At 31.7% G+C, this 23,286-nt stretch carries 28 protein-coding genes; 11 read left to right on the forward strand and 17 right to left on the reverse strand.

Features of this window, described 5'->3' with window-relative positions:
• Positions 1 to 15: 15 nt before the first annotated feature.
• From eutA to BN1075_RS07280, 6 genes are all read right to left on the reverse strand, one after another.
• Positions 16 to 1,449 (reverse strand): ethanolamine ammonia-lyase reactivating factor EutA, encoded by a 1,434-nt coding sequence (eutA, locus tag BN1075_RS07255; protein ID WP_040192471.1) that lies wholly within the window; start codon positions 1,447 to 1,449, stop codon positions 16 to 18.
• A 16-nt stretch (positions 1,450 to 1,465) separates the two neighbouring features.
• On the reverse strand, positions 1,466 to 1,897 hold the full coding sequence (locus BN1075_RS07260) for a EutP/PduV family microcompartment system protein (RefSeq protein WP_040192472.1): 432 nt from the start codon (positions 1,895 to 1,897) through the stop codon (positions 1,466 to 1,468).
• A gap of 8 nt (positions 1,898 to 1,905) precedes the next feature.
• On the reverse strand, positions 1,906 to 2,250 hold the full coding sequence (gene eutS, locus BN1075_RS07265) for an ethanolamine utilization microcompartment protein EutS (protein WP_040192869.1): 345 nt from the start codon (positions 2,248 to 2,250) through the stop codon (positions 1,906 to 1,908).
• A gap of 176 nt (positions 2,251 to 2,426) precedes the next feature.
• Positions 2,427 to 3,560, reverse strand: coding sequence for a 1-propanol dehydrogenase PduQ (locus BN1075_RS07270; protein ID WP_040192473.1), 1,134 nt, complete (start codon positions 3,558 to 3,560; stop codon positions 2,427 to 2,429).
• Between the two features lie 142 nt (positions 3,561 to 3,702).
• On the reverse strand, positions 3,703 to 4,803 hold the full coding sequence (locus tag BN1075_RS07275) for an ABC transporter ATP-binding protein (RefSeq protein WP_040192474.1): 1,101 nt from the start codon (positions 4,801 to 4,803) through the stop codon (positions 3,703 to 3,705).
• Between the two features lie 5 nt (positions 4,804 to 4,808).
• Entirely contained in the window at positions 4,809 to 5,837 is a 1,029-nt protein-coding gene (locus tag BN1075_RS07280) for a LacI family DNA-binding transcriptional regulator (RefSeq protein WP_040192475.1), read from the reverse strand.
• A 333-nt stretch (positions 5,838 to 6,170) separates the two neighbouring features.
• Between BN1075_RS07280 and BN1075_RS07285 the strand changes: the two genes are divergently transcribed.
• The 7 genes from BN1075_RS07285 (at position 6,171) to BN1075_RS22120 (ending at position 9,278) form a co-directional block, all read left to right on the forward strand.
• A complete protein-coding gene (locus BN1075_RS07285) occupies positions 6,171 to 6,548 on the forward strand; it encodes a hypothetical protein (protein ID WP_040192476.1) in 378 nt (125 codons plus the stop codon).
• A 140-nt stretch (positions 6,549 to 6,688) separates the two neighbouring features.
• The gene (locus BN1075_RS07290; protein WP_052406450.1) at positions 6,689 to 7,093 is read left to right on the forward strand and encodes a DUF5058 family protein; all 405 of its coding nucleotides are present in this window, start codon (positions 6,689 to 6,691) and stop codon (positions 7,091 to 7,093) included.
• Positions 7,074 to 7,214: a hypothetical protein gene (locus BN1075_RS21520; protein ID WP_156132770.1), complete on the forward strand. Its 141-nt coding sequence runs from the start codon at positions 7,074 to 7,076 to the stop codon at positions 7,212 to 7,214. Before BN1075_RS07290 ends, BN1075_RS21520 begins: the two co-directional genes overlap by 20 nt.
• Positions 7,215 to 7,296: 82 nt before the next feature.
• On the forward strand, positions 7,297 to 7,551 hold the full coding sequence (locus tag BN1075_RS07295; RefSeq protein WP_040192477.1) for a hypothetical protein: 255 nt from the start codon (positions 7,297 to 7,299) through the stop codon (positions 7,549 to 7,551).
• Positions 7,552 to 7,556: 5 nt separating this feature from the next.
• On the forward strand, positions 7,557 to 7,982 hold the full coding sequence (locus tag BN1075_RS21525) for a hypothetical protein (protein WP_148315476.1): 426 nt from the start codon (positions 7,557 to 7,559) through the stop codon (positions 7,980 to 7,982).
• A gap of 19 nt (positions 7,983 to 8,001) precedes the next feature.
• Positions 8,002 to 8,256, forward strand: a complete 255-nt coding sequence (locus BN1075_RS22115; RefSeq protein ID WP_052406451.1) for a hypothetical protein — start codon at positions 8,002 to 8,004, stop codon at positions 8,254 to 8,256.
• Positions 8,257 to 8,405: 149 nt separating this feature from the next.
• Positions 8,406 to 9,278, forward strand: a complete 873-nt coding sequence (locus BN1075_RS22120; RefSeq protein WP_081911521.1) for a M20/M25/M40 family metallo-hydrolase — start codon at positions 8,406 to 8,408, stop codon at positions 9,276 to 9,278.
• Positions 9,279 to 9,502: 224 nt separating this feature from the next.
• On the opposite strand, the gene BN1075_RS07310 is transcribed toward BN1075_RS22120, so the two are convergent.
• The 7 genes from BN1075_RS07310 to BN1075_RS07340 form a co-directional block, all read right to left on the reverse strand.
• Positions 9,503 to 9,775 carry a hypothetical protein gene (locus BN1075_RS07310; RefSeq protein ID WP_040192479.1) on the reverse strand — a complete coding sequence of 91 codons (273 nt, stop codon included), beginning with the start codon at positions 9,773 to 9,775 and terminating at the stop codon, positions 9,503 to 9,505.
• Positions 9,776 to 9,889: 114 nt separating this feature from the next.
• A complete protein-coding gene (locus BN1075_RS07315; RefSeq protein ID WP_040192480.1) occupies positions 9,890 to 10,642 on the reverse strand; it encodes an exodeoxyribonuclease III in 753 nt (250 codons plus the stop codon).
• A 39-nt stretch (positions 10,643 to 10,681) separates the two neighbouring features.
• Positions 10,682 to 11,446, reverse strand: coding sequence for a hypothetical protein (locus tag BN1075_RS07320; RefSeq protein ID WP_040192481.1), 765 nt, complete (start codon positions 11,444 to 11,446; stop codon positions 10,682 to 10,684).
• 132 nt (positions 11,447 to 11,578) lie between these two features.
• On the reverse strand, positions 11,579 to 12,292 hold the full coding sequence (gene deoD, locus BN1075_RS07325) for a purine-nucleoside phosphorylase (protein ID WP_040192482.1): 714 nt from the start codon (positions 12,290 to 12,292) through the stop codon (positions 11,579 to 11,581).
• A 272-nt stretch (positions 12,293 to 12,564) separates the two neighbouring features.
• Positions 12,565 to 13,839, reverse strand: a complete 1,275-nt coding sequence (locus BN1075_RS07330; protein ID WP_040192483.1) for an MFS transporter — start codon at positions 13,837 to 13,839, stop codon at positions 12,565 to 12,567.
• Positions 13,840 to 14,021: 182 nt separating this feature from the next.
• A complete protein-coding gene (truA, locus tag BN1075_RS07335) occupies positions 14,022 to 14,762 on the reverse strand; it encodes a tRNA pseudouridine(38-40) synthase TruA (RefSeq protein WP_040192484.1) in 741 nt (246 codons plus the stop codon).
• A 103-nt stretch (positions 14,763 to 14,865) separates the two neighbouring features.
• Positions 14,866 to 15,168: a hypothetical protein gene (locus BN1075_RS07340; RefSeq protein WP_040192485.1), complete on the reverse strand. Its 303-nt coding sequence runs from the start codon at positions 15,166 to 15,168 to the stop codon at positions 14,866 to 14,868.
• A 387-nt stretch (positions 15,169 to 15,555) separates the two neighbouring features.
• On the opposite strand from BN1075_RS07340, the gene pdaA reads away from it, so the two are divergent.
• Positions 15,556 to 16,485, forward strand: a complete 930-nt coding sequence (gene pdaA, locus BN1075_RS07345; RefSeq protein ID WP_042387086.1) for a delta-lactam-biosynthetic de-N-acetylase — start codon at positions 15,556 to 15,558, stop codon at positions 16,483 to 16,485.
• Between the two features lie 130 nt (positions 16,486 to 16,615).
• Here the strand turns inward: pdaA and BN1075_RS07350 are convergent, their stop codons facing one another.
• On the reverse strand, positions 16,616 to 17,056 hold the full coding sequence (locus BN1075_RS07350) for a globin domain-containing protein (RefSeq protein WP_040192486.1): 441 nt from the start codon (positions 17,054 to 17,056) through the stop codon (positions 16,616 to 16,618).
• A gap of 269 nt (positions 17,057 to 17,325) precedes the next feature.
• Here BN1075_RS07350 and BN1075_RS07355 point away from each other — a divergent pair, with 269 nt between their 5' ends.
• On the forward strand, positions 17,326 to 17,721 hold the full coding sequence (locus BN1075_RS07355) for an RrF2 family transcriptional regulator (protein WP_040192487.1): 396 nt from the start codon (positions 17,326 to 17,328) through the stop codon (positions 17,719 to 17,721).
• 214 nt (positions 17,722 to 17,935) lie between these two features.
• On the opposite strand, the gene BN1075_RS07360 is transcribed toward BN1075_RS07355, so the two are convergent.
• Positions 17,936 to 18,520: a TetR/AcrR family transcriptional regulator gene (locus BN1075_RS07360; RefSeq protein ID WP_040192488.1), complete on the reverse strand. Its 585-nt coding sequence runs from the start codon at positions 18,518 to 18,520 to the stop codon at positions 17,936 to 17,938.
• Positions 18,521 to 18,702: 182 nt separating this feature from the next.
• Between BN1075_RS07360 and BN1075_RS07365 the strand changes: the two genes are divergently transcribed.
• A complete protein-coding gene (locus BN1075_RS07365) occupies positions 18,703 to 21,375 on the forward strand; it encodes a YhgE/Pip domain-containing protein (protein WP_040192489.1) in 2,673 nt (890 codons plus the stop codon).
• 65 nt (positions 21,376 to 21,440) lie between these two features.
• Positions 21,441 to 21,587: a hypothetical protein gene (locus BN1075_RS21535; protein WP_156132772.1), complete on the forward strand. Its 147-nt coding sequence runs from the start codon at positions 21,441 to 21,443 to the stop codon at positions 21,585 to 21,587.
• Positions 21,588 to 21,818: 231 nt separating this feature from the next.
• Here BN1075_RS21535 and BN1075_RS07370 read toward each other — a convergent pair whose 3' ends face one another.
• Positions 21,819 to 21,998, reverse strand: a complete 180-nt coding sequence (locus BN1075_RS07370) for a hypothetical protein (RefSeq protein ID WP_040192490.1) — start codon at positions 21,996 to 21,998, stop codon at positions 21,819 to 21,821.
• Between the two features lie 232 nt (positions 21,999 to 22,230).
• Entirely contained in the window at positions 22,231 to 23,265 is a 1,035-nt protein-coding gene (locus BN1075_RS07375) for a M42 family metallopeptidase (RefSeq protein WP_040192491.1), read from the reverse strand.
• Between the last annotated feature and the right edge of the window lie 21 nt (positions 23,266 to 23,286).

A 23,286-nucleotide genomic window follows, 5' to 3' on the forward strand; every position in this document is an offset into this window, starting at 1 on the left:
TTATCCTCCTCCTGGTTAGTTAAATACTAATGTTTTTATAACTACAGGTAACACCTTACCTTCTGCTACAGGTTTCCCTATATCTATATAATCTCCATTCTCAACCTTAATACCATCTATACATACGATGTCCTTTTCATTAACGAGTATGGAGTAAATAGCCTGCCCTAAGACCTTTGCCATATCAGTTTCAACAATAACGATAAGTGGCAGCTTTCGATCTAAAATTTCCTTTGCTCCCTCAACAATACCTTTAGCCGTTTCCTGCACCTGTACAAAGGTTGGATTTTTACGTCCCTGAAGAGCTAATGCAACATTTTGAAGTTCATTTTCATACTTAAACCATCCAAGCTTATCGACCACGGCCTTTTTTAAAACTTCCGGACCATTTACTTCATCTTCCTCACTCAACTTTAAAATAGGAAGATTTTTAAGTGGAAAGTTTTCATGAGTATAGGTAATGGTACTTCCGCTGATATCCATGGTGTGTGAGCCTGCACCTACCACAGTGGCACGTATGGTTTCTACTGAACGAATTAATTTTAACTTGGTACATAAATCAGAATGCTTAATTGCGTCTCCAAGCAAAATTCCAACATCTCCAAATTTAAAGTAATCATCTATTGGTTTATCGTTATACACGTAGTCTGCCACTCCACCTGAAAATGAAATACACTTAATTTCTTCTTTAAGCTCAATATTTTTATTGGTTATAATCCTATCTAAATTTGGAGTTGCAGGTGTTATTCCAACACTTTCTTCAAGAAGTCTAACCATTTCTTTAATAATTGGATTTAACATTTCTCTTGAAGCAATATACCCTTCTCTGATGTCTAAATTTTTATCTGCTATAAGCTTCTGAATCTTTGGAGCAATATAAATTATTTTATTAGTTCCAACTTCTAGCTTTATTAATCTTCCGCCAATATCTAAACATCCGGTCTCTTTAAGGTCTCCACGGTTAAACACCGCTAAATTAGTAGTTCCGCCTCCAATATCCAGGTTAACTACCACCGTAGAATGCTCCTCTGAATACAAATGAGCACCAGCACCCTTTGCTGCTATTATGCTCTCAAGATCTGGGCCTGCAGTAGCTACCACAAAATCTCCTGCAAAACCACTTAGTGTGTGTAAAACCTCATTGGCATTTTCTTTTCTTGCTGTTTCTCCTGTAATAATTACTGCTCCGGTTTGAATGTCTTCTTTTTTTATTCCTGATTTCTCATATTCAAGAGTTACAATTTCTTTTACCTTTTCAGCATCAATTTCTGTCATTGATTTTAGTGGTGTAAAATGCACATCACTTCTGTAAATTACTTCCTTATCAACTATAGAAATTCTAGGAACAGTAAAACTTGAAGCTACATTTTCAATAATAAGTTTTGAAAATACCAGCTGCGTTGTACTAGTACCAATATCAATTCCCACACTTAATAATTCCTCTCTCACAAGTTCACCTCCACCTTCAAGCGTTTAGATATGAAATCAATTCATCTATTCCTCTTCCAGCAAGAGTATCAATCTTAAACACTCTTCCTACTCCTGCCGCAATCAATATTTCCTCTGCTCTTTGGATTGCTCCTTCATCTTTAGCTGAATCAATCTTTGTAATAACACCAATAGTCTCCTTATCAAACATGGTTGCAAAGCCAGGAGCTAAATAAGATTCATCTTCGGTGCAGTCATAAACAAGAGCAATGATATCTGCATCTACAGCTGTAACTATAAGTGCTTTGTAATAAAACCTGTTTTCAAGATACTCGCCTGGAGTATCAATAGACTCATCATATACTTCAACTGACTGAGTTTTTTTATAATTTAACTCAATATCATGGAGCTTCTGGCAAAGAGTTGTTTTTCCACTTCCCGTCTTTCCTATGAATATTACCTTTTTCATAGTGCCTCCTAAGTTCTTGTTATCTGTGTCAATGTAAAATTCAAGATATTTCCTAGTACTTGTATAACTTCATTTAATGCAGCCTCAACAGAACCCACATCTCCTGTTACTAATACTGAACCACTAAATCTATCTACAAATCCTAAAGTAATTCCTGCAGCTTTAGTTGCCACATCAGCAGCTATGATTGAAGCCTCACTTGGAGTTATTGTAAGAATTCCAATAGCCTCTTTCTTTTCTGTAACAAGACCTAGTTTTTTATATAAATCAGCATTAGGACTAGCTATTACATGGGCAAGAGTTACTTGTTTACCTGGCACGAATTCTTGTATTATTCTTTGTTTATCCTCCATCATAGCCTGTAACCTCCTCGAACTTACTCCACCGAACGCATGTGAGGCGGAGTTTCCTTTAAAAATCTATTTTAGTTTTTCCTTATTTCTATCAACTATTCTTAATTGCTTTTACTATCCAAAATTTAATAATAAAACTTTATATCTTTATTCATGTTGGATGTCTTTTTATAGGTTTAATCTTTAATTTTATTGATAATCTCAACTACCTCAAGAGTCGTAGGTACCTTTGGATTGGTCGCTGTGCATGCATCCTGCAAAGCTAAATTAGCTATTTCTTCTTTTAATTTATTTACTTCATCCACTGATACACCACATGCCTTAAGATTTGTTGGCATCTCCATTTCTTTCTGCATCTTCTTTATCTCATTTATTAAACTTCTAACTCCCATTCTTGCATTTGAAGCTGATAAACCTAACAACTTAGCTATATGTGCATATTTCTTAGCTGCTCTTGAAAACTCATTAGTATCATACCCTCTAATATCTGCATTAAAATCAATGATATAAGGCAATAAAATTGAATTTGTTCTTCCATGTGGCACATGGAATTTTCCTCCTATAACATGAGCTATTCCATGGTTTAAACCTAGAGAAACTGAATTAAATGCTATTCCTGCAAGACATGATGCATTGTGCATTTTTTCTCTTGCCTCCATATCCTTTCCATTCTTATAAGCTGGCATTAGATATTTAAAAGCAAGAACTAATGCTTTTTCAGCTAATGCATCTGTAAAATCATTAGCTTGTGTTGATACATACGCTTCAAGTGCATGAGTAATAACATCCATACCAGTATCAGCAGTTATCTTTGCTGGCACACTCTTCACTAAATCCGGATCTAAAATTGCTACATCTGGAAGTAATTCATCGGATACTAATGGGTATTTGGTTCCCTTTTCATTGTCTGTAATAACTGCGAAGGAAGTTACTTCTGAACCTGTACCACTGGTTGTTGGTATAGCTATGAATTCTACATCCTTAATTGAGGTAATTTGTTTTGCAAAATCCTTCATTGCTTTTGCAGCATCAATTGCAGACCCTCCACCTAAGGCAATAATCACTTCCGGTGCAGACTTCTGCATTGCATCAATGCCCTTTACTACCAATTGAATTGGTGGGTCTGGTACAATGTCACTAAAAATTGTTACATTGTTTGATTGAAGCTTCTCTGTAATTACATTAATCATGCCAGAACTCACCATAAAAGGATCGGTTACAATAAATACTTTTTTATTTTGAATCTGAGATAGTCTATCTAATGAGCCCTCTCCAAAATAAATGTGGGTTTTAATATAAAAATTCTCCATACTAAACTCCTTTCTATAGCATTATACTTACATTAGTGTTCAAATTTTTACTTTAATTTATGCAAATAACTTTAATTTTTAAATTTAAAGCAAAATAAAAGGCTATCAGTAGTAACTGATAGCCCTTTATTTAAAATTTTATTTATATACTTATATTTTGTTCTGTTTCAACATCAAATATATGGCTGTTCTCCATGTGGAACATGAAATCAACAGTACTTCCACTATTTAAATTTTTTGATGCACTTGAGTCTATTTTAGACACAATTTGTACGTCTCCAAGGTTAAAGTATACAAAAGATTCACTTCCCATATGCTCAAGTACATCCACAGTTCCTTTAATTGCTGATGTTGTTTCTCCAGCTTCTAGATTAATGTACTCTGGTCTAACACCTAAACATACTTTTTTACCTACATGACCTTTTACTTTTTCAGCTTTATCCTTTGGTAATACAAATTCATTGCTTCCAACCTTAACAGCAATTTTATCACCTGATTTAATTAATTCCCCATCTAACATATTCATTGCTGGAGATCCAATAAATCCTGCAACAAATTTATTCTTTGGATAGTTATATAGGTTAAGTGGAGTGTCAACCTGCATTATTTTTCCGAAGTTCATAACACAAATTCTATCTCCCATTGTCATTGCTTCTGTTTGATCGTGAGTAACATATATCATTGTAGATTTTAACTTTTGGTGTAACTGAGAAATCTGAACTCTCATATGAACTCTTAGTTTAGCATCTAAATTAGATAATGGTTCATCAAATAAGAATACTTCTGGATTTCTAACAATAGCACGTCCAACTGCAACCCTTTGTCTTTGTCCTCCAGATAATTCCTTTGGTCTTCTATCTAATAACTCTTGTAAATCTAAAATTTCAGCTGCCTCTCTAACTTTCTTATCTATTTCATCCTTTGGAAGCTTTCTTATTTTTAAAGCAAATGCCATATTTTCATATACAGACATGTGAGGGTATAGTGCATAGTTTTGGAATACCATTGCAATTCCTCTGTCCTTAGCATGTACGTCATTTACTACAGTATCACCAATAATAACTTCTCCACCTGATATTTCTTCAAGTCCTGCAATCATTCTAAGTGTTGTAGATTTAGCACATCCTGAAGGTCCAACTAGTACCATAAATTCACCGTCTTTAATCTCTAAGTCGATACCATGAACCGCCTTAAACCCGTTGTCATAAATCTTCTCAACTTTTCTTAATTCAACTTTTGCCATATTATTTACCCCCTTAATAATTCCTTACATGATTCTCTTTCCTCAAGTTTTGTATCAAAAATGATTTGTTCATTTTCTTTCTTATTATCATTTATTAAATCTAATAAAAGCTCTATACTCTTTTCCCCCATCTCTTCTACTGGTTGCATTATAGTCGTTATTGACGGATGAAAATATAAGGAATAATCTATTCCATCAAAACCAATAACCGATATATCTTCTGGAATTTTAAATCCCCTATTTAAAATAGCTTTGCTTGCTCCAATAGCCATTATATCCGATGTTACAAACACTGCTGTAATTTTCAAATCTTTATCTAACAAGCGGTTCATAGCTTCATACCCTGAACTAAAGGTATACCCACCAATCTCAACCAGTTCTCGATTAAAATCAATATTATTTTGCTCTAATGCTTTCTTATATCCTTCATATCTTAATTTTCCTACAGTCTTGTCCCCCTCACCAGTAGTTATAAGTCCAATAACGTTATGATTCAAGCTGCATATATAATTTACAGCCATAAAAGCTGCAGCAATATTATCAATGTTAACACTTGAACATAAACCATCACCAGATAACTCTTCACTGCTGGTTGAAGCTAAAACTATTGGTATATGTAAATTTTCCATCTCTTCGTTATGAAGATTGTCATAATTTCCACCAAGACATATAAGCCCTTTTAGTCGTTTTTCTTTAATAAGTTCTATAGCAGCTTCATTATCCTGCTGATTACTCTCATTATAATGAAGTATCATTGTATAGCCTTTTGCATCAATTTTTTCTTCAATAAATTTCACCATATTAGAAAAGAATGGATTATGTATACCTTTAACTAAAACTCCTATACTCTTTGAAGCATTTCGCTTTAAATTTCTGGCACTGTTATTTGGTATATAATTATTGTCTTTCATTATTTCTAAGACTTTTCTTCTAGTTTCATCCTTAACGTCTGGATGATTATTCAGAACCCTTGATACAGTACTAACTCCAACCCCTGAGATTCTAGCGATATCTTTAATATTAATACTACCCATAACTATACCTCATATTATAATAATCCATTGGTAACGTTGCCACCTATTAAGGAACATAAATTTTTTACCTAATATTTACTTATAATTATATCATATGTATATTGTAATGCAATGCAATATTCTATATTTTTTAAATCTTCAAACTTAGCATTTTTTATAATTCTTTAACTATACATATTCACTACGGCTTCATGTCATGTATTTTTTTTAAATTTTATTATCCATTTGTAAATTTACATATATCGGTATTTTTTACGTTGATTAGTTCTAAAGTTAATGTTAAAATAATATGTAAAATATATAAGGTTTAATCAAAGGAGAGTGAGTTAAGTAATGGTAATAAAACTAACAGTAAGAAGTATTATGAACTTAGGTCTATGGGGTAGACTTTGCGAATATAAAGGGTGGGACAAACTTATAGTTAGAGAAGGTTTAATCTCCCTAGATAGTGAAGTTGAATTTGATGATGAGTTTCTAAAGAAAGATGTCGTTCCAATAGAAAAACTTAAAATATTTTTATTCAATGTAGATACTGAAGACGCTAAGTACTGCGGCACTCTTTTAGCAACCGATTTAGAAGATGCCAAAGTTAGGGTTGGAATGATCCACAACGCTTCAACTATAACAACAATTCAAGAAATTGATAAAGAAAGTCTATTTAATATGAAAAATAAACATATGGTACTTGCTCGTATACCACTTCATAAGTAAAACAAATAACCTTGATGAAATAATTTCATCAAGGTTTACTTTTTTGTATTTTTTATATTTCTAATATAGTTTACATTGTAGTAAGATATAAATATACTAATTATTAAAAATTTTCAAAATAATATTAAGAAGGATATTTAATGAATATTTTAAGACAACTAAATTCCCTGCCACTATATGCTGTTTGTTGTACCATAATACTACTAGTTATCATTCTATGCATAGTTTTTATTTTAAAATCTTATCGTACTGGCTTGAAAATTGGCATGGATAAATCAGTTTTAAAGAACGTTATGATTAGTAGTGCATCCTTTACTATCATCCCAAGTATCAGCATACTCTTAGGGGTAATTGCTCTTTCAGGTACTCTCGTAATTCCTTTACCATGGATGCGTTTAAGCATTATAGGAGCACTTCATTATGAAACTACAGTAGCAGAAATTGCTGCCACAAGTACAGGTATGAGTGGTTTAGTAGCTTCAGAAATGACAGCTCAATCCTATACTTCATATTGCCATGATTGCAATGTTTATCGGACTTTGTAGTGCATATCTTTGCAGCTATGTTGGAATGGCCGTCAGAACTAATACTTGCACGCCTTTATTAGTTGCTTTAATGGGGGCTGCTTTACTTATATTAAAAATAAAACTCACGCTGCTTGGCTAGACAACTTCTCCCTTGCTGGAAGTATGCTTATTTCCATGGCTGGAGCCGTAATTATAAATTTAGCTACAGGAGGTTTAATCTGATGACACCTGAAGAAAAATCAACCTATTTTGAAAATTATAATAACGAAATACAGCGAATCGGAAAATTAGGATTAGTAATTTTTATCAGTTTAACTATTGGGATTCCCTTTATGATTGGGGTAGTCCTAGGAACTATGCCTGACCTGAAAAGCATCGGAGAAGGACTGCTTAAAATACTTCCTGTATATCTCCCAAGCTGTATAGTTGAATTTATAATTTATGTACCTATGCTTGGTGCTGTGGAAGTTATTTAGCCTTCATGACTGGAAACTTATCTAATTTAAAAACCCCATGTACTATAACAGCTAGAGAAATGGCAAAAGCTAAAGCTGGTACACCAGAAAATGAAATAATCAGCACTCTTTCCATAGCAATAAGAAGCTTAGTAACTATCCTTGTAATTTTTATTGGTGTAATACTTCTTGTTCCATTACAACCAGTGTTGCAAAATCCAGTTCTTCCAGCTTTCAACAATGTTGTTCCTGCCTTATTCGGCGCCTTAGGGTTTATGTACTTAGGAATGTGTCTAAAGCTAACAATCCTGCCTGTGACAGTTATGCCCCTTCTATATATCCTGCTTCCTGGTCTAATAAAGCAGAATTCTCTCATGATTGTTCCTGCTGGGGCTATAGCCCTTGCTGTAGGCTTTATCCTATTTAAGAAAAATAAAATACATTTAAATTAATTTTATGGAGGTTTATATTATGATACTTAAATTATGTCTTGGAATATTCCTGATTATTTTCATTCTTTTAGCCATAACCTTAATAAAAACACTTTTAGTTCCAAACCCTAACAAGGTTACTGAAATACCAACTCCAATTGATATTAACAAAGCTAATGATTATGGCTCTTCCTTATCAAAGCTAATTAAAATTGAAACCATATCTTCAAGGATGATAATAGCAGAGAGAAGTTTTTTCTATTTCATAAAGAACTTGAAAACCTCTTTCCCTTAATCCATAAAAACTGCGAAAAGATGGTATTCAATGTCAGTCTACTTTTCAAGTGTGGAGGCGAAAGTAATCAAAAACCTATAATGCTCATGAGCCACCATGATGTTGTTGAAGCTCCTGGGAACTAGACACATCCTCCTTTTAGTGGTGAAATTGCAGATGGAGTTTTATGGGGCCGTGGAACAGTTGATACTAAGGGTAATCTTTTCTGCTTTTTAACTGCAGTAGAGGAACTTATTGCTGAAGGCTTCATACCCAAAACTGATATTTACTTAACCAGTACCTGTACTGAAGAGTGGGCTGGTGAAGGTGGTTGTCTAATCAACGAATATTTTAAATCTAATAATATAAAACTTGAAATGATTCTTGATGAAGGTGGAATGGTTGCAGATGAGCCTATAAAAGGAGTTCTTGGTAAATATGCCATGATTGGAGTTCTTGAAAAAGGAATTGGAGATCTTAAATTTACTGCTAGAGGTTCTGGGGGGCATGCATCCGCACCACCTCTTAATTCACCCATATTAAGACTTGCAGCTTTTATAAATCAAGTTGAATCTCATAATCCCTTCAAAATTGAATTTAATAGCACTGTCATAGAAATGTACAAAAGACTTACTCCATCCATGAGTTTTCCAATGAAGTATATCTTCTCAAATCTATGGCTCTTTAAACCTTTATTAAAAAAATTAATTCCATCCATCAGTTCAGCAGGAACAGCAATGTTAAAAACAACTTATGCTTTTACAACCCAAAAAGGTTCTGCTGGTTTAAATGTTTTACCTCAAGAAGCTTATGTAACAGCTAACATGCGTTTCATTCCTCACCAAGGTACTGATGAAAGTATTAAAATAATTTCTGATATTGCTAAACAATACAATATTGAAACAGAAGTTATTCATAAAGGATATCCTTGTCCAGTCGTGGATTACAATAGTCCTATTTTCAAATTAGTTGAAGATACAGTTAAAAAGATTTATCCAGGTGTACCCTCAACTCCATATGTAATGACTGGAGCAACAGACTGAAAATTTTTCAGCGATGTATGTGAAAATAGTATCCGCTTCGCTCCACTTTCAATATCTGCTAAGCAAATGGATAGTGTCCATGCTCTTGATGAAAATATAGATATCCCTACTTTAGTTACAGGCGTTGACTTCTTTAAAACTATATTATCTGATTGGAATAAAATTTATAGTTAAAAAATAAGCAGTAAGCTTTAAAGCTTACTGCTTATTTTATATTTAAATTATTAAATTTCCTTTAACTGAATGTGATGTGCAAAATGAAGAACTACGTCTCTTTCAATATGTTCTATAGAGGTTCTAATATGCTCTCCATTTAAACTAATTATTAATTCATTAGTATTGCTATTTCGCCCTAAATAAGTCATCAATTTAGAACGAGTCATACTAACTGGTATACTTTCTCCGTTAATCCTTTTAACAATTCCAATAGTTTTTCCATCATTCCTAAACTTTCTGTTTTTTGTATTAAGATCCCTAACATTTGCTTCTATTACCATAACGCACCTCCATTTTTTAACAAACAGTAAATACTTACCTTTATATTTGTAATGTATTTATATTAAGGTCATTATGGTTTTATTCCTATGAATTTAATGTAGTTACCCTAAACTTTATTTAATAATAAGCTCTATCGGACAATGATCTGAGCCAAATATTTCTGTGTGAATTTTAGCAGATACAAGTCTGTCCTTTAAACTCTCCGATGTACAGAAATAATCAATTCTCCATCCGGCATTCTTTTCTCTTGCTTTAAATCTATATGACCACCATGAATACACCCCTTCTGTATCTGGATAAAAGTGTCTAAAGGTATCAATAAACCCTGCATCTAACAGTTCAGTAAACTTTCCTCTCTCTTCATCCGTAAAGCCAGCATTTTTCCTATTAGATTTTGGATTTTTTAAATCAATTTCCTGATGTGCTACATTTAAATCTCCACATACTATAACAGGTTTAACTTCTTCTAATCTTTTTAAATATGCCCTAAATTCATCCTCCCAAATCATCCTATAATCAAGCCTCGCAAGCTCCGACTTTGAATTTGGAGTATAAACTGTTACCAGATAAAAATCCTCAAATTCGCATGCAATTACTCTTCCTTCTTTATCATGCTCCTCAATTCCCAAGCCATAACTTACACTTAAAGGCTCTTGTTTAGTAAACACAGCTGTACCAGAATAGCCTTTCTTCTCAGCATAATTCCAATATTGATGATATCCCTTCAAGTCTAAATCAATCTGACCCTCTTGAAGTTTACTTTCTTGAATACAAAATATATCTGCATCCTCTTCTTTGAAAAAATCTAAAAATCCTTTTTGAACACAAGCTCTAATCCCGTTAACATTCCAGGATATTAATTTCATATGTACCTCATCCCTTCTATCTCAATTCTGTTTATATATTTAATTATACTTCAAATACTGCCTTACAATAGCCATTACTTCATTATTTTTCAAATCCAAATAAAATAAAAGTCTATCTTCATCATCACAATTATTATAGTTTTCTATATATTTCTGTAAACCTTCAAAATCAACATTCACTAATTTTCCTGAACCTCTCTGTTCATGATTAATTTCCATTTCTATTAATTCAAAAACCGGGAATTTATTGATTTTATAAACTTCCTTATCATAGCTTAAATTTCTAACATAATATTCTCTTTTATTTATTACATTCCCATACTCATCTCTTTCAACTTCATTATCTTTAACAGCTTCATCTAAAGCCTGTTCTCCTCTATAAAACTCTACAGTATCAAACTCAATATTCATCTCATTATTACTATTAATATAAATATTTCTTATATATCCTACTTTCCTATCATATACATTTTCTTTAACATTTAAAATTAAATTAACACCATAATTATAAACTTCAGTACACCCTTCATACATATACTTACCTGGAGTGTCAGTATGTGCTATCTTGTCCCAAATTACCTTATCTTTGATTATTACCCCTTTTTCAAGAATATCAATCTCCTCTGGAAGAATATAAATATCATCTTGATAAACCTCATCATCCAAATTTACAAGCTTCACGCAATCTTCTTTTACAGCTTCTATGACGCTATTGTTCTCAACATCTTTTGTTATTTTTAATCCAACAAAAATCAGAATTACAATTAAAGAAATAAAAACTTTTACTCTTGCTTCACTCTTCATTTCCTTCACCCCGATTTAAATACTGTAATAAATCTAATTAAAAGTACTAACAAAAAAATATACTATATATAAACCCCTCTAGGATTCTATATATAGTATATTACTTATTACGATTTAATATTAAATATAATTTTATGCCAATTCAAGTGCTATTTCCATCATCTTAGTAAAGGTTTCTTGTCTTTCTTCAGCTGTAGTAAACTCTCCTTTAGTTGGACAATCAGAAATAGTTAATATAGCTAAAGCATTAACCCCGGCTCTTGCTGCATTCATATAAAGAGCTGCCGCTTCCATCTCAACAGCACATACTCCCATCTTACTCCACTTTGTATCCATCACATCTTCTCCCTCTCCATAGAAGCAGTCAGATGATAAGATATTTCCAACTTCAAAATCAATTCCCTTTTCTCTTGCAACTCTTACAGCCTTTTCTAATAATTCAAAACTGCAAATTGGAGCGAAAGTTCCTGGTAAACCGAAATGACTACCATAATTAGAGTTTGTTGAAGCTCCCATACCAAACACTATATCACGTATTTTTAAATTACCATATCCACCTGCAGAACCAATTCTTATAAGATTTTTACAACCATAAAAATTGATTAACTCATAAGAATATATAGCCATTGATGGTATTCCCATCCCTGTTCCCTGTACGGATATTTTCTTTCCCTTATAAGTGCCAGTATACCCAAACATACCTCTAACAGTATTATACTGTACAACATCTTCTAAGTAATTATCAGCTATAAATTTAGCTCTCAATGGATCTCCTGGTAATAAAACTGTTTCAGCAATATCCCCTACTAAAGCAGCATTATGTGGTGTTGGTACAAAATTACTCATTTCAAATTCCTCCTATATATCACATTACAATTATATCTTATATTTATATCATTACATAATCAACCTTAATAAGCTAATGTTAAATCATTATTCTTTTTTAAGGAAACTCCTTCTCATATTCATTCAAAGGAGTAAGTTCATGTTAACCAAATCATAGATTTGGACATTCACTTAAGGAAACTCCTTCTCATATTCATTCAAAGGAGTAAGTTCGTGTTAACCTAACTATAGATGCACTTTGTGAAAGTTCCACTAACCAAAGATTCGGAGTGTCACTTAAAAGTAATTGTCTTTTTCTTGAATTTGCAATTACACTCTGCCTTCTCTACCATTTTATTAGCCATATATTTTCTTACTCTTAAGTAGAAAAAAATAACCGCTATAATAAGCAACACTGCCCCATAAACATAATTAGCTCTATATCCAAAATGATTTAAAATATATCCTCCTAAAAAGTTTCCTAAAGCAACTGAAACACCATTAATTAACATTTTTACCGAAGCAAACACATCTCTTTTATCCAAGGCTATATTACTCATCATCAAACTTTCAAAAGAAGATGCAATCATAAACGCAAAAATACATCTTATAATTAATATTCCTATAAACACATTTGTATTACTTACAATAGAAAGTAAAGCACAACAGCCTATTGCTCCAGCAAAAATTATTACATTAAATTTCTCTACGCCTAGTTTATCAATAATTGTAGGCATTAAAACTATGCCTATCATACTTAAAATCGTTAAGATAAACGAAATATATGAAATTGAACTATTTTTAAGATTAAAAGCAATTTTTAATATAAGATTATTATATGGACCTACCCCTGAAAAGCTTAAAGTTGCCAAAAATAAAAGAATTTCAAACCGTCTAATACTCACATCTTGCTTTATTGCTGAAATTGATTGAGCCAATAATCTTTTTGCCTCTCCACCATCAGCATCCACAGTTATATCTTTAGGTAGTAAAAAGTATCTAGCAAGCCCGGCAGAAAATAACATAATAAAAGAACAAAAAAATAGCCTTCTATATCCATGATGCATAAAGTAAGGTATTCTGTCCATATTCCCAGCAACCAATATACCCACGGCATTTGCTATTAGTGATGCTGAATACTTATAGCTATATGCACAACACTCTTTACATCCTGTTGTATAAGAATATAATAACTGAAGTTCAGTTACCTGTATTAAAGAAGTTCCAATGCTTATTATTATTTGACCTGCTAATAATATAAAAAAGCTTGCAAAAAATACATTTATGACTATTCCAATTGATAAAATTCCTACTCCTAAACATAAAAGATTTTTTCTTCCAAAGATCTTTATAAACGGTCCTACAAAAAATCCTGCCAATCCAAACAATGAGCCTATTGAAAATATTAATCCAATAGCTTCTGGTGATAATCCAATAAAATTATAGTAAAGAATCTGTAAAAAATTAAAGATCCCCATAGCAAGCGCCGATATAGCTTCACCTATAACTAATACATGAATACTCCTTGGGAAAGTTTTTATTGTATCTAATGTTTTTATACCAATCATTTTCTGTCCACCTTTAAAGTTTATTATTTATTTAGGGTGAACAAATATTTAATTGTTATACAAAAACAGCTAGGAAAAATTTTCCTAGCTGTTTTTTATACCATTATATTATTAATTTTAAGATTCACTCTGTGAAAGTTCGACTAACCCAATCATAGATTTGGAGTCTCACTTTTTGAGTCTTACTTGTATTGAACTTCTTTTAAAGCTAACCCTTTTGCCTGTGCCATTGGACCCGCTTCTGATCTTTGCTTTCTTTCAAGTATCTTAGCTACATCACTAGCTCTAAGATTTCCTTTTCCAACTTCAATAAGAGTTCCTGCGATGATTCTAACCATGTTCATGAGGAATCCATCGCCATTAACTTCAATATTAATGATATTGCCATCCTTATTGATATCTATGTAATTAATAGTTCTTTCTGTAGACTTATTGCTTGACTTTAAGCTAGTAAAACTTTTAAAATCATGAGTTCCTATAAGAACATTAGCTGCAGCTTCCATAGCATTTAGATTTAATTCTTCGTCTGTATGATACTCGTACTTTCTATTAAATACACTTCTATGCTTGCCGTTATTTATAGTGTAAACATATGTCTTAGACTTAGCATTATATCTGGCATGAAATCTGTCGTTAGCATCTGTAACTGATTTCACAACTATATCTTCTGGTAAAAACTCATAAAAATAATTTAATATATCTTCATTCGTAAAAGTAGAATTGGTATGAAAATTTGCTACGTAATTTATTGCGTGAACTCCTGTATCAGTTCTTCCACATCCAATTACCTGTATATCTTCTCCAGTCATTTTGCTAAGTACTTTCTCTATTTTATCTTGAACTGTTGAAACATTCTCCTTTTGCTTCTGCCAACCTTTATATCTAGTTCCATCATATTCAATAACTAATTTTAAATTTCTCATAACTACTCCTTTGAAACCTTTATTTCTTTTTTACATACCTTTCAGTATATACCTTTCAAGTGAATAAATAAAGCACCTATCCCTTGTAATTTCAAACCCTTGACTATTTGACCTTCTTACTTATGCCTTCATAAAGATATTCTAAGTAATCTACATTTACTCCACTACTCTTTAATTCATCAATTCGCTCTCTCGCTTTTTGTATGGATTCTCTTGCCTCAATATAATCCCTATGCTTAACAGCATTAGAAGTGTATTCCAACAAGTAGTCTACTTTTAGAACGCTTTTAGCTAAATCTTCTCTATCTTCATTCACTAATTCTAATAATATCTCATATATCTTAGGAGATGTAGAATTTCTATGCGTATTTAAAAAATCATTGTTTTTACTATTTTTCTTTGCCATTGTTACTTCCTCACTTGCCTTCAAATAAATAATGTTGTTCAAAATACTTTTCCTTAGTATTCTATCCTTCACCTTAATTTTATAAACCCATCGCTTAAATCTTTAAGTAACTTAACTACATTCTTATTATAAATTCTACTAAAGTATTTATAAAATTATACTGATTATTTTTATATTATAATATTTAATTTATAAATAGTAAATTATCTGAAAAATTTCTTGTATTTTTTATCGATAAATCACACATCCTATTTCTAAAGAAACTCCTTCTCAATATTCATGCGAAGAAGTTCTAACCAAAATAAGCTCAAATATTTAAGCTTCAAATTCATTAACTTGCTTATAAAATAAGGTTTATTTAAGTGACTATACAAAAGGAGGCATAATATGAAAAGCCGTTTTATTCGTAATACAGTTTTTATTGCTGCACTTATATCTTCTGTAAATATTATTGGCTCTACATCCAGCTCAGTGCATAATTATAAAGAAAATATTAAGCCAGCATTTAATAGTAATTATAGCGAAATTGATAAAAATATTGTTGATAAACCTGCAACTGATAATGATGACAATGAGATGAAAAATACTTCAGAAGCTGTTCCATCCAAAATAGATGCTTCAACTCTAAGTAATGAAAAAATTTCATGGTGGTATAAACCTAATAAAGCACATACCACTCCTGAAGTAAATCTTAAGCTAAATTTTAATTTAGCAGATTACGATGCACACTATGTTGGTGATACATCACGTCAAGTGTTATATTTAACCTTCGACGAAGGCTATGAAAATGGATATACAGCAAAAATTCTAGATATATTAAAAGACAATGACGTAAAGGCAATTTTCTTCGTAACCCTTCCTTACTTGAAGGATAATCCTGATTTAATTAAAAGGATGGTAGATGAAGGTCATATAGTTGGAAACCATACTAACCATCACCCATCAATGCCTACTGTATGTGGTACTGAAGAAAAATTCCTCAGCGAATTTACCGATGTAGAAAATAAATTTAAAGAAATAACTGGCGAAGATATGCCAAAATACTTTAGACCACCAATGGGAGAGTATTCTCAAAAATCCTTAGCTATGACCAAAAATCTTGGCTATAAAACAGTATTTTGGAGCTTTGCATATATGGATTGGGATATTCATAAACAGCCTGAACCAGCTGATGCCAAAGAAAAAATTCTTGGTGGACTTCATAACGGTTCAATTATGCTAATCCATGCAGTTTCTAAAACAAATGCAGAAATCCTTGACTCAGTACTTAAAGAGGCTAAATCTCAAGGTTATGTATTTGAATTATTACCTAGATAGCTCAACTCAATATTATTGTATAAAGCATCCTCCAAAAGTAAAAAGGCTCAATATTAGTTGCACATATGTATAACTAATATTGAGCCTTGCTTTTTAATCCACTTCACCATGAATATGGCCAATCATATTACTATTTATTCCTTGACTCGTAGATTTCTTTTTCAACCGCTATAAATATTTTAGCTATTTCTCCATAAGCTTTACCCCATGCCTTAATGATATCATCTGTTGCTTCGTCTCCTAAAACTTCTTTAATTGCTCCTAAAAGATTAGTTCCAACTATTGGGTAATGCTCTTCTTTAATTTGAACATCGCAATGTCTTTCCCCGATCTTCTCAACTGCTGGTAATAAAGCATCTAGGTTGTCTATATTTTGAGCTGCTGCTAAGATTGTCATAGCCAATGCCTTTGGCTGCTCTCCTGAAGCTTGTCTATCCATATTGAATAATGGTTTAACCTCTGGATTGTTTTCGAACATGTTTTTATAGAAAGTCTTTGTGATTTCTAATCCATGCTTCTTTAATACTGGTACTGTGTTTTTTACTATTTCAATTGTATTTTGATCTAACATATATTCTCTCTCCTTTAATCTCTTTTGTAATCTTATAATTTTTATTCTTTAATAATCATTATCACTTATTACATTTAATATACCATGCCTATTTTAAATGTGCAAGTAATATAAACATTATATTTTAAAAAATATATCTATTTATTATCTTCTACTGATTTATACAATCAATTTATCGTACTTCTAAAATGTTTAAACTAAATGTACATTTAACTTTTCAACACTTTTTGTTACAATATTATATATTTAAATGCTAAAGGAGAAAAATTATGCAGATATCTAAATTCACGGATTATGCTTTTAGAGCCTTAATATATTTGGCTAGACATAGAGAAAAAAATGCTACTGTTAATAGTCTTGCTGAGTACTTAGAAGTATCAGAACATCATATGAAAAAAGTTATACACAAGCTTGCTAAAACAGAATATATAATATCCACAAAAGGCAGAAATGGTGGATTAAAATTAGGAGTTGAGCCAAGAGAAATCAATCTTGGAAAAGTATTAATAGCAACTGAGGAAAATTTAAGCTTAGTTGAATGCATGGATAACTCTAAACTTTGTCCACTAATGACAAGTGGTTGTAAGCTTAAAGGTATTATATCTAACTCATTACAAAGTTTTATTAATGAGTTATCTCAATATACACTAGAAGATATACTTTAGGACGTCGCAAAAGACCTAATTAAATTAGATAAAATACAACCATGCAACTTTTTAATATTGTTCGTTACACCTTCAGCCCTAAGGGGACTTGGCATTACTTTTTTATATGTATTCCAAAATCCTAAAACTAAAATATTTATTTTTTTATCGCATAAGTAAAAAAACTTATCCAATTACATAACACAATTGGATAAGTTTTTCTTTTGGCTTATATTTATAATACATTAATTGAATTTACTGATTTTAATCCATTTAAAACTATATTTTCTGTTAATACAGCCATATATTCTGGAGATTCCTTGAGTCCATTCTTCAGCCAATGATCTATTAGTCCAATAGCTCCATATAAAATAAAGGAATAATATTTATCAAAAAAATCTTTATCCTTTGTTTTAAAAATACTAGACCAATCGTTATACCCCTTTTCATACATTAAAGATACAATTTTTTTTACAAAAACCATATCTCCTCTTTCACATAGACTCACCATACAAAAATCACTATTCTGAGCTATAAACGTATATATATCTTGTAATATAGGCTTTGTATCAGCCTTATTAGGAGAAATCTCATGAGATAATAGCTTGTCTTGAAATTCTTCAAAGAGTTCTTTCTCAATTTCTTCTAGCATATGAAAAACATCTTTATAATGCAAGTAGAAAGTTCCCCTATTTATATCAGCCTTTTCACAAAGTTCTTTTACTGTAATAGAGTTTATACTTTTATCTTTCATAAGAGTTATTAAATTTTTTCTTAATATAGCCTTTGTTTTTCTTACTCTTCTATCATTATTAACCATAAAAACCCTCACTTTTGAACATTATAATCCTTTAATGTTGATTAATGAACTATTTGAACAACATTGATTATTGTCTTAGAAACTCTCTGTAATTATAATAAAAATTACATAAAAAAACAACACAGTGTTCAATAACTCTGGTTGTATATAACTAAAACCAAAGACAATAGAAAGGTGATATTATGGATGATTTAAAACAAAACAAATCACAAGTACTTAAAATTATCAAATTTATCGCTCTCGTAGGAATAATATTAATTCCTACAATTTATACTACGATTTTCTTAGGCTCAATGTGGGATCCTTATGGGAAATTAGATAATTTACCTGTAGCTGTAGTAAATTTAGATAAATCCTGTGATTATAATGGTGAGAAATTGGCTGTTGGTGATGAACTCGTTAAAAATCTTAAAAAGGATGCTTCCCTTAATTTTAGTTTTGTGGATAAAGAAACTGCTCAGGAAGGATTAGATAATGGATCTTATTATATGTTAATTACAATTCCTGAAAATTTTTCTTATAATGCCACAACTCTTTTAAATGATAATCCTGAGAAAATGGAACTACAATATAAAATAAATCCAGGAAAAAACTATATTGCTTCAAAAATGAGTGAATCCGCAATTCAAAAAATTACAAGTTCTATAGAAAATAGCGTAACTGAAGTTTATGCTAAAGCTGTATTTGATGAAATCTCTTCAATAGGTGGTCAGTTATCTGATGCTGCTGATGGAGCAACTCTAATAAACGAAGGATTAACTTCTTTAAAGGAAGGTTCGGACACCATTAGCTCAAACTTAAAGCTTTTATATGATAGTAGTTTAACCTTCACCGATGGAATAAACACCTATGAAGCAGGAATCAGCCAATATTTATCCGCTGTAGCGGAAATACAGAAAGGTTCTAATTCTTTAAATACTGGAATAAGTACCTTAAATAATAAAACTTCAACTCTCTCTGAAGGAGTAGATGCCCTTAGCACTGGAGCAAATAGCTTATATACAGGTCTAAAAAGCTATACCTTAGGAGTAACTTCACTAGAAGAAGGGGTTTCCAAGCTTAATTTAAATTCTAATAGTTTAATAACTGGTGCTAATACTTTAGATACTGGAATATTAGATTTACAAAAAGGAAGTAAAAATCTCCTTGATGGATTAAATGCATTATCTTCTTCTATAGGTAATTCAGTTAATGAAGATAACAGTCAGAATATTGAAACTCTAACCACCTCTTTAGATGGGCTAAATAAGGGTATTAATACCATTAATACTACTATTCAAGGTAGTTCAAGTGATAACTTAACCTCTGCCTTTAGAGATTTAGGCACAAACTTATCCAATGTAGGAATTTCAGCTCAAACTTCTTCAACCTACATTAATGAACTTAAGACAAAAGTAGATGAAATTAAAGAGGCTACTTGGTTTAAGGCTTTAGATTCAACTACTCAAGCTGAAATTATAGATAGTTTATCTTCTCCTTTATCAAGTTTAGGTAATGAGATAAATAATATGGCAGCAGAGACTTCTTCAGCTTCTAATAATTTAACTTCCGCTGTAAATGAAGTAACAGCTACATCTAACCAAATCAGCGCAGTAAAAACAGCTTTAGAAACTCTTTCAAGTAATGCAGACATACTTCTTAAAAAAGCCAAAACTACTATAACAAGCTCATATTCTGGACTTGAAACAGTAAAAACTACTTTAGATGATAGAATAATACCTGGAGTTCAAACTATAAACTCTGGTGTAACTACTTTAAAAAATGGTAGTGAAAAATTAACTTCTGGTATTAATACTTACACTTCTGTAGTTAATACACTTTCAGATGGAGCTAGTATGCTAAATTCAAACTCTGGAACCCTTATAAATGGTTCAAAAAGTTTATCAAATGGAATAACTTCTTTAAATGCTTCAGTTCCACTCTTAACAGAAGGAGTTGGACAAGTTTATGAAGGTTCCAATGCCTTAGCTCAAGGATTAAACACCTTATCTCAAAACAACTCCTCCTTAAGTTTAGGAATTAACACAATAAATTCAGCTTCAACCGCTATATCTGAAGGGGTATCCAAGCTTTATGATGGTTCTATTGAATTAGGCAATGGAGCTTATAAGTTAGAAGAAGGTTCTGAAAGTCTAAAAGAAGGCCTTGAGGATGGTTCAAAAGCTATAGCAAGCACTAAATTATCTGACCAAGCCAAAGAAATGTTTGCTTCACCCGTAAAAAGTGTAGAATTCTTTAATTCTTATATCGCTAACAACGGTAGTGCAATGTCAGCATATATGATGTGTGTAGGTTTATGGGTAGGTTGCCTTGCTTTATGCATACTATTCCCTACTGAAAAGGATCTTAAAAATGGGAAAATAAATCCAAAGGAATTCTGGTCTAAAAAAGTTTTAAAGCTTGCTGCTATAGCAATTGTTCAAGCTATAGTTATGGTTAGTTTGATTATACTATTTAACGGACTTGATCCAGCTTATCTTGGAAGAACTTATTTAGTTGCCATATCTGCTGCCTTATCCTTTATGACTATTGTTTACTTCATGAATCTACTTTTAGGAAAAGTAGGAAGCTTTATTTTATTAGTATTTATGGTCTTACAATTAAGCGGTTCTGCAGGAACTTATCCAATAGAACTTTCAAGTAGCTTTTTCAATGCTATTCATAACTATATGCCATTTACCTATGCTGTAGATGGGTTCAGAAATGGGATAGCTACAGGACTATCCATAATTCCACAAATAACTATTCTTTTAGGAATAGGCATTATTTGTTCAATACTTTCTGTAATTATAGTAATTAAGAAAAATAAAAGTACCAAGACAAGCCTATCAGAATTAATAGAAGAGGCAATATAAGAAAAATACAGTTATACAAATTTGGACATCTCCCTGTGAAATAGCAGGGGGATGTTTATTTTCTTATGAAACCGTTCATTTTTAATACTATTAAAAAAGTGTGGTCCTCTAAAATGGATCCACACTTTTTAAGTTATTATTTTTTATTTTTCATCATTGCTATGCCAGATACTATAGCTGCTATAACTACTATGATTGCTATGCTAACATAACCTATCATGCCTTTTTTATTGGATAGTTTATAAGTTTGTAACTAGTTGTTACAAGTAGAACTAATATAGTAGTAGATCCTATATATTTTTGTGATAAGCCACACATTTTATAATTGTTAGTTACGGTCATCATTATTTCGTAACTTGTTGTATCTTTTAAACCTTTTATTGTATATGATGTAGCTCTTATTGATTTCTCAGCATCTGTCTTCGCTTCCGAACTTACATCTGCTACTCTTGTTGAATATAATCATCCTCACTATTTGGGTACGAACTATCTAGATCATTTGCCTTTATCCATGCCTTAGTTCCAACTTCCCTATAATATAAATCGTAGTCCTTAGCTTTTTTATATGCCTTCCATGAAAATGTAAGCTGTCTTACTGTTATTTCTTCTGGTCCTTGTGACACTATTTCTGGTTTTAATTAAGTTCATATGTACTTAACAGATTTTACATTTTTCATTTATAAAATATACCATACTATCGAATTATCTTTCAATACCTATAATTATTAATAAATAAATATCGTTAAATAAATATTACCAAATTACCAATTTTTAGATTGAACTTATGTACATATATAGAACCTCAAAAAATGTAAAGCCATCAAGACTTTAAACTTGATGGCTTTTAAATATATATTATTTTGTTAAATAAGCATATAATAATTTAATTGTTCCCTCTAATGCAGTATAGTGAGTTCTTTCCATTCCGTGGGAAGCGTGAACTCCAGGTCCTATAAGTGCGCCCTTTATATTATTTCCGCCACGAAGAGCAGCTCCCACATCTGAACCATAGTATGGATATATATCCACAGCATACTTAATCTCATTGCCTTTAGCTAAATTTATTAACTCAGTAGTCATATTGTAATCATATGGTCCGCCTGAATCTTTAGCACAAATTGAAACATCAAACTCAGTGCAGCTTAAATCTTCTCCTATGCATCCCATATCAACAGCAATCATTTCTGTAATGTCTGCTGGAATGTATGATGAACCATGACCAACTTCTTCATAAACAGATATAAATACTTTTGTAGTATATGTTGGAACTATCTTCTCACTGCTAAGTATTTGAAGAAGATTCATAAGACAAGCAACACTTCCCTTATCATCAATAAATCTAGACTTTAAGAAGCCACTTTCAGTTACAGTAGTCTTTGGATCTATGAAGATGAAGTCTCCTGGATATATTCCTAGCTTTTCTACATCTTCTTTAGATTTTACAACTTCATCAAGTCTAACTTCCATATTCTTAGGATCTCTAGCTTTTTTAGATGCATCATCATAAACATGTACTGCAGGGCTTGTGCTTAGGAAAGTACCATTGTAAATTCTTCCATCTCTAGTTCTTACCTTACAGTATTCTGCATCTAAAGTTGGAACAATAGGCCCTCCTATTAAAGTAAAGTTTAATGTCCCACTGCCTGATATTGATCTAACCATTGCACCTAAAGTGTCAACGTGAGCAGATAGTCCTATCACCTTCTCACTTGATTTACCTGGTACAGTTATAACTCCACATCCTTTAACTGTAGTTTCAAACTCATATCCCATTTCCTTTGACCACTGGCCAATCATATCAATGATGTCATAACAGAATCCGCTTGGGCTATCAGTTAAAAGTAATTTCTTAGCTGTATTTAAAACATTGTCTTTATTAACTGTTATCATTCAAATCCCCTCCTACCAATA

It is taken from the genome of Clostridium culturomicium (assembly GCF_000821305.1).
Lineage (GTDB): Bacteria > Bacillota > Clostridia > Clostridiales > Clostridiaceae > Clostridium_J > Clostridium_J culturomicium.

Bases quoted from the DNA above. Each gene is read 5' to 3' on its own strand.
- BN1075_RS07260 (WP_040192472.1), bottom strand. From the start codon at position 1,897: ATGAAAAAGGTAATATTCATAGGAAAGACGGGAAGTGGAAAAACAACT.
- eutS (WP_040192869.1), bottom strand. From the start codon at position 2,250: ATGGAGGATAAACAAAGAATAATACAAGAATTCGTGCCAGGTAAACAA.
- BN1075_RS07270 (WP_040192473.1), bottom strand. From the start codon at position 3,560: ATGGAGAATTTTTATATTAAAACCCACATTTATTTTGGAGAGGGCTCA.
- BN1075_RS07275 (WP_040192474.1), bottom strand. From the start codon at position 4,803: ATGGCAAAAGTTGAATTAAGAAAAGTTGAGAAGATTTATGACAACGGG.
- BN1075_RS07280 (WP_040192475.1), bottom strand. From the start codon at position 5,837: ATGGGTAGTATTAATATTAAAGATATCGCTAGAATCTCAGGGGTTGGA.
- BN1075_RS07285 (WP_040192476.1), top strand. From the start codon at position 6,171: ATGGTAATAAAACTAACAGTAAGAAGTATTATGAACTTAGGTCTATGG.
- BN1075_RS07290 (WP_052406450.1), top strand. From the start codon at position 6,689: ATGAATATTTTAAGACAACTAAATTCCCTGCCACTATATGCTGTTTGT.
- BN1075_RS21520 (WP_156132770.1), top strand. From the start codon at position 7,074: ATGTTTATCGGACTTTGTAGTGCATATCTTTGCAGCTATGTTGGAATG.
- BN1075_RS07295 (WP_040192477.1), top strand. From the start codon at position 7,297: ATGACACCTGAAGAAAAATCAACCTATTTTGAAAATTATAATAACGAA.
- BN1075_RS21525 (WP_148315476.1), top strand. From the start codon at position 7,557: ATGACTGGAAACTTATCTAATTTAAAAACCCCATGTACTATAACAGCT.
- BN1075_RS22115 (WP_052406451.1), top strand. From the start codon at position 8,002: ATGATACTTAAATTATGTCTTGGAATATTCCTGATTATTTTCATTCTT.
- BN1075_RS07310 (WP_040192479.1), bottom strand. From the start codon at position 9,775: ATGGTAATAGAAGCAAATGTTAGGGATCTTAATACAAAAAACAGAAAG.
- BN1075_RS07315 (WP_040192480.1), bottom strand. From the start codon at position 10,642: ATGAAATTAATATCCTGGAATGTTAACGGGATTAGAGCTTGTGTTCAA.
- BN1075_RS07320 (WP_040192481.1), bottom strand. From the start codon at position 11,446: ATGAAGAGTGAAGCAAGAGTAAAAGTTTTTATTTCTTTAATTGTAATT.
- deoD (WP_040192482.1), bottom strand. From the start codon at position 12,292: ATGAGTAATTTTGTACCAACACCACATAATGCTGCTTTAGTAGGGGAT.
- BN1075_RS07330 (WP_040192483.1), bottom strand. From the start codon at position 13,839: ATGATTGGTATAAAAACATTAGATACAATAAAAACTTTCCCAAGGAGT.
- truA (WP_040192484.1), bottom strand. From the start codon at position 14,762: ATGAGAAATTTAAAATTAGTTATTGAATATGATGGAACTAGATATAAA.
- BN1075_RS07340 (WP_040192485.1), bottom strand. From the start codon at position 15,168: ATGGCAAAGAAAAATAGTAAAAACAATGATTTTTTAAATACGCATAGA.
- pdaA (WP_042387086.1), top strand. From the start codon at position 15,556: ATGAAAAGCCGTTTTATTCGTAATACAGTTTTTATTGCTGCACTTATA.
- BN1075_RS07350 (WP_040192486.1), bottom strand. From the start codon at position 17,056: ATGTTAGATCAAAATACAATTGAAATAGTAAAAAACACAGTACCAGTA.
- BN1075_RS07355 (WP_040192487.1), top strand. From the start codon at position 17,326: ATGCAGATATCTAAATTCACGGATTATGCTTTTAGAGCCTTAATATAT.
- BN1075_RS07360 (WP_040192488.1), bottom strand. From the start codon at position 18,520: ATGGTTAATAATGATAGAAGAGTAAGAAAAACAAAGGCTATATTAAGA.
- BN1075_RS07365 (WP_040192489.1), top strand. From the start codon at position 18,703: ATGGATGATTTAAAACAAAACAAATCACAAGTACTTAAAATTATCAAA.
- BN1075_RS21535 (WP_156132772.1), top strand. From the start codon at position 21,441: ATGAAACCGTTCATTTTTAATACTATTAAAAAAGTGTGGTCCTCTAAA.
- BN1075_RS07375 (WP_040192491.1), bottom strand. From the start codon at position 23,265: ATGATAACAGTTAATAAAGACAATGTTTTAAATACAGCTAAGAAATTA.